Annotated in this window: 7 protein-coding genes; 6 read left to right on the top strand and 1 reads right to left on the bottom strand. The window is 36.7% G+C overall.

Annotated features, from left to right (window positions below; all coding sequences use genetic code 11):
* Positions 1 to 222: 222 nt before the first annotated feature.
* Genes asp1 through asp3 form a run of 3 tightly spaced genes read left to right on the top strand, consistent with a single transcriptional unit; the run spans position 223 to position 4278 of the window.
* On the top strand, positions 223 to 1698 hold the full coding sequence (asp1, locus tag K5Q12_RS07025; RefSeq protein WP_220743111.1) for an accessory Sec system protein Asp1: 1476 nt from the start codon (positions 223 to 225) through the stop codon (positions 1696 to 1698).
* A gap of 11 nt (positions 1699 to 1709) precedes the next feature.
* Entirely contained in the window at positions 1710 to 3236 is a 1527-nt protein-coding gene (gene asp2, locus K5Q12_RS07020; RefSeq protein ID WP_220743109.1) for an accessory Sec system protein Asp2, read from the top strand.
* 4 nt (positions 3237 to 3240) lie between these two features.
* Complete coding sequence (gene asp3, locus K5Q12_RS07015; RefSeq protein ID WP_220743107.1) at positions 3241 to 4278, top strand: accessory Sec system protein Asp3; 1038 nt, start codon at positions 3241 to 3243, stop codon at positions 4276 to 4278.
* Between the two features lie 10 nt (positions 4279 to 4288).
* Here the strand turns inward: asp3 and K5Q12_RS07010 are convergent, their stop codons facing one another.
* Positions 4289 to 4663 (bottom strand): PaaI family thioesterase, encoded by a 375-nt coding sequence (locus K5Q12_RS07010; RefSeq protein WP_220743105.1) that lies wholly within the window; start codon positions 4661 to 4663, stop codon positions 4289 to 4291.
* 40 nt (positions 4664 to 4703) lie between these two features.
* Between K5Q12_RS07010 and menB the strand changes: the two genes are divergently transcribed.
* From menB to K5Q12_RS06995, 3 genes are all read left to right on the top strand, one after another.
* Positions 4704 to 5537, top strand: coding sequence for a 1,4-dihydroxy-2-naphthoyl-CoA synthase (gene menB, locus K5Q12_RS07005; RefSeq protein ID WP_220743103.1), 834 nt, complete (start codon positions 4704 to 4706; stop codon positions 5535 to 5537).
* Positions 5538 to 5636: 99 nt separating this feature from the next.
* Positions 5637 to 6425: a carbon-nitrogen family hydrolase gene (locus K5Q12_RS07000; RefSeq protein ID WP_220743101.1), complete on the top strand. Its 789-nt coding sequence runs from the start codon at positions 5637 to 5639 to the stop codon at positions 6423 to 6425.
* A 12-nt stretch (positions 6426 to 6437) separates the two neighbouring features.
* Positions 6438 to 7643 (top strand): pyridoxal phosphate-dependent aminotransferase, encoded by a 1206-nt coding sequence (locus K5Q12_RS06995; protein WP_220743099.1) that lies wholly within the window; start codon positions 6438 to 6440, stop codon positions 7641 to 7643.
* The last annotated feature ends 91 nt before the right edge of the window (positions 7644 to 7734 follow it).

The raw sequence follows: 7734 nt of genomic DNA, 5'->3' as shown, positions 1-7734 counted from the left end.
AGTGAACGGCCTTCTTGGTGAAGTTTAACCAATGAATCTTTGAAATCTTGCGAATAACGAATTGACATAAAAATACTCCTATACTTTAATTTTACGGACTGAATAAAATAGTCCATTTTTTTAGTATAAGAGCAGTATTATATCGACTTTGACTATTGCTATAATAGAAGTTAAGATATTGTTTTCTACAAGATACATAGATGATAAATTGAGAGGTACCATATGACATTACATATCATCCCAGATTGGCAAGCGTCCGCTGATACGATACCAGAATTTAATGACACTATTCATCAGACGCAATTATTTTTGTCACAAGGACAGGAAGTTGCGCTTATTTTAGTTGATTACTTACCTCGGTTACGTCAGTTATTATCTCGTAAACATATTGAAAGTGCGAAGATATGGTCTGCCTATGATGCCATTCAATCTATTCGATTAGTAGATGAAAAGCCATTATCATTGTCGGATTTCACTTGGCCATCCACTGCACAATTTGTTAATGTGGATGATACAGTGATGGTTATGGTTAATGGGAGTCATTTTGCTACAGTATGGCTAGACAAAATTTCTCATGCTCGTTATGAACGTATTGATGTATTTCATCATGGTCAACATATACAAACACTAGTCATCGACGATCGGGGGTTTATTTCACAGGCAACCGTTTTTAATGATGCAGGGCAACCGATTCAGCGGGACTATTTGACTCCAAGTGGTATGCTTGCTGTAAGAGAAGATTGTGTAACTGGTCAGGTCATAACTAAACAATCATGGACATCAAAAACAGTTTTTAAAAATATGCGGGAGTTACTTGCAGAAGCGGTATCCAACCATCTTAAACAAGTCGATGATGAAGAGATGTTAATAGTCGCGCAAAGTCAACTATCAACTTTTTTAATTAATAAGATAGCACCAAAGCAACCTGTTATATTGAGTTATCAAACAAAAAGAACAAACGAGCAGTTGGCTCAACAATTGTTATTACCAATTTCTAGTACAGTAGATTTTGCTGTAATTGATACAAACTGGCAGTTAGCTAAAATAAAAGATCAAGTAACGGATAATTTTGATGCAACCATCATTCCAACCTTTCCAACAATCAAATTAGTTAAACCAGAGTCTGTTTCGATTCCCATTATCTATTGGTATGCACCAGCATTAGATGATGAGATCTTTATGGTTATTCGTGAAATCATGATGGCGCATCCTACGGCAATTACTTTAATTGAAACCAGTGAGGATTACGCTAGATACAGAGATGCTATTATTATTGATAGTCAACAAGCACGCAATGAACATGGTATGGTTGATCAAGATAGTCAACAAGCCTATCAAGCACGTTTTCAATTCGTGTCACCACAAAGTGAAGCTAATCAAGTAGCCTATATAAAAAATACCAGTGTTTTATTAGATCTTAATAATGAACCAAATCAGTTTTTACAAACAATAGCTCTGAGTTGTGAAGTGCCACAAATTAATCGCGTAGAGAGTATCTATGTCGCTAAAAATGAAAATGGGAATGTTATTGATACAATAGTTGGCCTGAAAGTAGAATTGGAACAATACTTATTTAAAAATAGCAATCATCAAAGAGTACGAGAGGCTAGCCATCGTTTAATGTCAAAGTATAATCAAGAAATGATATGGATTAAATGGCAACAAGTATTCAATAAAATTAAGCAGAACAGGATTTGAAGGTATTAAATATGGCAGATATTTCGGTTTTACAAATCGGGGAACAGGACTGGACTCCTAATATTAATCAAAATCATATTGAATGGCATTATACATCTGTTCTTGATTTGCCAGTCTATTTAGCACGTCAAAAAGATCCTTACATTCTGGAACAAACTTATGTTGTGTTGACTGATCATGTGCTGAACAGTACCTTACTGTCCGGACAAATTAGTGACTGGCCGGCTTTTCGGACTATCTATTTTACTGATAACGTTACACCGGATTTTCAAACGGTGTTAGACGAACGACGTGCTTTTAAGCTACTTGACAACACACCAGAGAAGGTCAGTCGCAGAATACTAGATGATTTACACTTTTATCAAATTGGTTTTTCAACGCGTTTCAATGAATCGCAATTTGAACCTTACGTTCCTGAGAATGTCACTTTTAAACGAGAAGGTAGATTTTCTGCACAATTTGATGGTGATTTTGGCAATGAGTGGCAACAAATAGGCCAGTTAAACACGGTAAAAAATGATTTTTCTACGGAAAAAGAAAACGTTGTTTGGCTCGATTATGATCATTCAGACAATGTAGAAGTGCAAGTACAATTTGTATTTTTTAAAGACAAAAAAATACAATTAATTCAAACTATAAGTGGAGAATCATTGACCCAGTTAACTGCGGTGGGCGGATTATCTGATTATTCGGATTATAAAATTCTTATTTTTGGCCGTGGTCATGGTCAAATAGACTTACATGTATTGCATCAACGATATAATCGCCATGGATTGGGATTGCTCATTCCGGGAGACAATTGGGATCTAACACCGGAAAGGGAAGAAATTTTAAGTTACTTCAATCCTGGCGATCGAAAAGGACCTTTGATTGTTAATTTTTCTGGGTTGCGTTTGCATGTTGACGGATTTGAAATGTTAGGGCCATTACGAGATATTGGGACACCTTATTTGCTATTTACAGATGCTAGAATGCAAGGAGGCGCTTTTAATATTGGATCTGAAAATTACGAAAGCAAAATAATTGAGATTATTCATCAGGCGATGGATGAATTAAATTTGTCACCTAAGGATGTTATTTTAACAGGGTATTCAATGGGAAGTTTTCCAGCAATGTACTATGCAGCTGATATAAAACCTGGGGCAATAGTTGTGGCGAAACCAATTGTCAATATTGGAACATTAACAGAAAATACAGAATTCCCACGAGCATTTAATCAAGATTGGACTTTGGATCTTCGTCGATATTTAGCAGGACGGATGGACCCTGAAGACTCTGAAGGGTTGAACCAAATATTTTGGGAACATATCGGAAAGAGTGACTTTTCTGATACTAATTTATCGTTATTTACTATGGCACAAGACGAATATGATGGACAAAGTTTGCCACAGTTGATATCATTTTTTAAATCTCGACATGCAACACTGACACATCACATAGAGGAGGGGAGCCATACCGAAAAAATTCCTGAGATGATTGCTTTCATTGTTAGTGAGTTAGTTAGATATCGAGACAATATAAGACAGGAGGCCAACTGATTTTATGCAGTATCAAGTTTATTGGACACCTCAAACGCAACTTCTTGAACTACAAGGTGCGAAAGTAGAATTCCTAGCATTAAATAATGTCTATTATGAAAATTATTTTTTACCTAGTGGACAAGTTATTGCTAGGTGGCATTCACAACATGCCTCACAAAGCCAAAGACTTGCAGACTTGCCACAGCTACGTCAAGGTGAAATATACAATATTATTAGAAACGTTGAAAATAGTGAACGCATGTTTTCCTATCTAGCTATTACATTTTTTGATGCGCAACAGCAAATCATTACAACCGTGAGCCAAAACAAAGACATGCTAACTGTGAAAGTGCCTGACACCTATGAGTTTTACACCATAGATTTATTATCTGCAGGAACAGGATCTTTTAGATTCTTTAATTTTAGTATTCGTCCTCAAAAAAAGGGGGTGTTGCGTGATCAAGATAGTGAAATAGCAGCTGGTCTATATGCCTATCTTTCAATGCCTGATAAAATTGCTTCTAAAACACTACGTGTTATTTTTTCTGAACCAGAAGATAGCAGTGTAGATTACCCGACGGCTTATATTAAAGAGACACAACAAGCTGTTCAGTTTATTACTAGTAGTGATCTGAATGCTAAATACTATCGTCAAAACGAATCTGCAATTATTTTAGCAATTAAACAAGCTAGAAAGAAGGCACATGCTAAGCGATTAGAATTTGTTGGGTACGGACCTATATCTAGTTATGCGGCTTTGTATTATCAGATTCAATTTAAGACTAGTTTCGTTAGTATTAGTGAGGATGTTTTATTGTCGCCATCAGATGAAAGTTTAAAAATTAGTAAACCTGAAGATAGGGTGAGTTATTTAACTAATCCATTTATATCGAATAATGATCCTATAGTTTATGTTAAACGGCCACAATATGAGCGACTAGATACATTGACTTACGATACACCGACCCTAGAAGAAGTGAGGCTGCAAGCAATATATGATGCTAAGCATCCTCAAAAAAATGGATTGTCAAGATTTTTATCCAAAAGAAAAACCAATTAACATATGTTAATTAGTTTTTCTGTGCATGTTTCTTTACGGTGACTGTACTAGTACTAGTTAATTGTTGAGATTGATATTCACAGATTGTTACTGACCATACTTGTAATGTATTACCAATATTGATGGGCACTGCAGTTGCAATAAGTTGACCAGCAGAGACAGACTTTAAGTGATGTGTCTGAATGTCAACACCGATGGGAACAAACCCCAGGGGTAAATTCGCTTTAGCAGCTAGAGATGCTGCTGTTTCAGCTAGAAGAGCATTGATACCACCATGAACAATACCATACGGCTGCATAAGTTTTTCACTAACTTTGACAGAGATAACAGTTTTTTCTGGTGTTAATAATTCGGTTTTGATGCCCAAAAGTTCTATAATATTCATAGTGAGACAAAAATCCCCTTTCTGAAATGGAGTATAACATATGACAACTTGGAACGCCGTAAAAAATTACGACGAAATTTTATTTGAAGTAAATGCTGATGGTAATAACCCAGGCAAAATTGCAAAGATTACAATGAACGATGTTGCTACACACAATGCTTTTACACCCGGTATGGTTGCTGAGATGATTGAAGCTTTTACGATTGCCCGAGATGATGATCGTATTGGTGTCATTATCATGACTGGTGCTGGAGATAATGCCTTTTCATCAGGTGGTAATCAAAAAGTTCGTGGTAATGGTGGGTACGTCGGATCAGATGGTATCCCTAGGCTAAATGTATTAGATTTGCAGAGGCTTATGCGTATTATTCCTAAACCAATTATTGCCATGGTTAAAGGATGGTCAATTGGTGGGGGTAATGTTTTGCAATTGGTTGCGGATCTAACAATTGCTGCTGATAATGCTAAGTTTGGGCAAACAGGACCAATGGTGGGTTCATTTGACGCAGGGTATGGATCTGGATATTTAGCTAGAGTCATTGGTCATAAGCGAGCTAAAGAAGTGTGGTTTTTAAATCACTTTTATAGTGCACAAGAAGCCTATGAAATGAATTGGATTAATAAGGTTGTCCCTCTGGCGGAAGTGGAGAATTCTACGATTGAGTGGGCTGATGAATTGCTCACAAAATCGCCAACAGCCCTAAGATTTATTAAGGCTGCCATGAATGCTGATACTGATGGATTAGCTGGATTACAACAATTTGCTGGTGATGCAACGATGCTTTACTATACTTCTGACGAAGCAAAAGAAGGTCGTGACTCATTTAAAGAAAAAAGGCAACCAGACTTCGATCAATTTCCAAAGTTTCCATAAAAACGCCAGTAGGCGTTTTTTATTTTAAATGAGTTTTTAATGAAAATATATTGACAAAAAAATTAATATATTGCACAATTGCCATTAAGGAACTTAGATATGAAATTAACCATTGCGATTGCACAAATTAACATTGTGTTAGGCGAACCTCGTATTAACGAAGAAAAAATTAGTGATTTTACTGAAAAAGCAGCAGTAGCTGGTGCAGATGTCATTGTATATCCTGAAATGTGGAATACAGGATATGCGTTGGATAAATTACAGACATTAGCAGATAAGGAAGGGGTGATGTCAAAAGATTTATTAAGTCGTTTGGCCACTAAATATCATATTAATATTGTTGGTGGTTCAGTAGCGATTAAGCAACATACGGATTTTTATAACACGATGTATATCTACAATCGATTGGGACAAAAAATTTCTCAATATAGCAAGGTTCACTTATTTGGACTAATGTCGGAAGGGCAGTACCTTACGTCAGGGTCACAAAAAACAAGTTTTATGGTAGATGATATACCTTCAACTGGTGTGATTTGTTATGATATTCGTTTTCCAGAATGGATTCGAACACTAATGTCGGACGGACCGAAACAACTCTTATTTGTTGCATCAGAATGGCCGGTGCAACGTATACAACAGTGGCAGATTTTATTACAGGCTCGAGCAGTCGAAAATCAAACATTTGTCATTGCGGCAAACCGTGTTGGCAAAGATCAGCAGAACACCTTTGGAGGATCTTCTATGATTATAGATCCTTTGGGAAATATTATTGCTAGAGGGTCTTCGCAAAACGAGGAACTGGTCTTAGCGATAGTTGATACAGCAGATGAGCAAGCAGTTCGAGGTGAAATACCAGTATTTAATGATCGACGAATAGAATTATATTGATAGGAGCATACTATGCATTTTTCAGAATCAGAAATACTTAAAAAATTACCCCGACAATTTTTTGCAACACTAGTTGCCAAAGTGAATGATAAAATACAGGCTGGGGAAGACGTTATCAATTTAGGACAAGGTAATCCAGACATGCCAACACCTGAATATATTGTCGAGGCCATGCAACGGGCGACTGAAAAATCTGTTGATCATAAATACTCACTATTTCGTGGCGAAAATCGTTTTAAAGAGGCAATTGCTGAGTTTTATTTGCAAGAGTATGGCGTCAAAATTGATCCACAATCGGAAGTAGCCGTTTTGGCCGGCAGTAAAATCGGACTGGTAGAATTTCCGTTAGCACTAATGAACCCTGGAGAAACATTGCTTTTACCTAATCCAGGCTATCCCGATTATTTTTCAGGTGCCGCTTTGGGACAAGTTAATGTTGAGACGCTGAAGTTAAAGCGTGAAAATGATTTCTTAATTGATTATGCCAATATTGCAGATAATATTGCAGACGAAGCTAAATTTCTATATATGAATTATCCCAACAATCCAACAGGTGCGATTGCAACTTCGGAATTTTACGAAGATACAGTGGCCTTTGCCAAGAAACATAGTGTAGGGGTTGTTTCAGATTTTGCATATGGAGCCATCGGATTTCAGGAACAAAAACCTTTATCATTTTTACAAACACCAGATGCTAAGTCAGTAGGGATTGAAACATACACTTTTTCTAAAACATTTAATATGGCTGGTTGGCGCGTAGGTTTTGCTGTGGGAAATGCTGAAATGATTGAGGCCCTTAATCTCATTCAGGATCACTTATTTGTATCAATTTTCCCGGCGATTCAAGATGCTGCTATAACAGCCTTGCTTGATGTGAAGAATCGAGAAAGCGCAGTTCAAAAATTAAATCAAGTCTATTTAGAACGTCGAGATGTTTTCATTAAAGCAGTGAGAGCATTTGGATGGGAACCATACGTGCCAAAAGGAGCATTTTATGTGTTAATGCCTGTGCCAGATGGCTATTCATCAGCACAGTTTGCAGATATCCTTTTAGACGAAGCTAATGTTGCTGTTGCTGATGCATCAGGTTTTGGGGATGGTGGAGAAGGTTTCATACGAGTTGGTTTAACGATAGATAAGGCAAGATTAAAAGAGGCTGCAGAACGTATTGCAAAACTAGATATTTTCAAAAGTGGATTTTTAAAAAACGAACGATAAAAAGAAATATGGACATATAGCGAATAAAAAGCGAACGTGAGAGGGAAAGAAAGAAGGAAGTAAAAGGAAAGTAAAAAAAGTAAAGAAGAGG

Origin of the sequence: Leuconostoc palmae, from assembly GCF_019656075.1 — a bacterium.
Classification (GTDB): Bacteria; Bacillota; Bacilli; order Lactobacillales; family Lactobacillaceae; genus Leuconostoc; species Leuconostoc palmae.
This window is presented reverse-complemented; position numbering and strand designations above follow the sequence as displayed.

Excerpts from the sequence above, each read along its gene's own strand:
- asp1 (WP_220743111.1), top strand. The coding sequence starts at position 223 with ATGACATTACATATCATCCCAGATTGGCAAGCGTCCGCTGATACGATA.
- asp2 (WP_220743109.1), top strand. The coding sequence starts at position 1,710 with ATGGCAGATATTTCGGTTTTACAAATCGGGGAACAGGACTGGACTCCT.
- asp3 (WP_220743107.1), top strand. The coding sequence starts at position 3,241 with ATGCAGTATCAAGTTTATTGGACACCTCAAACGCAACTTCTTGAACTA.
- K5Q12_RS07010 (WP_220743105.1), bottom strand. The coding sequence starts at position 4,663 with ATGAATATTATAGAACTTTTGGGCATCAAAACCGAATTATTAACACCA.
- menB (WP_220743103.1), top strand. The coding sequence starts at position 4,704 with ATGACAACTTGGAACGCCGTAAAAAATTACGACGAAATTTTATTTGAA.
- K5Q12_RS07000 (WP_220743101.1), top strand. The coding sequence starts at position 5,637 with ATGAAATTAACCATTGCGATTGCACAAATTAACATTGTGTTAGGCGAA.
- K5Q12_RS06995 (WP_220743099.1), top strand. The coding sequence starts at position 6,438 with ATGCATTTTTCAGAATCAGAAATACTTAAAAAATTACCCCGACAATTT.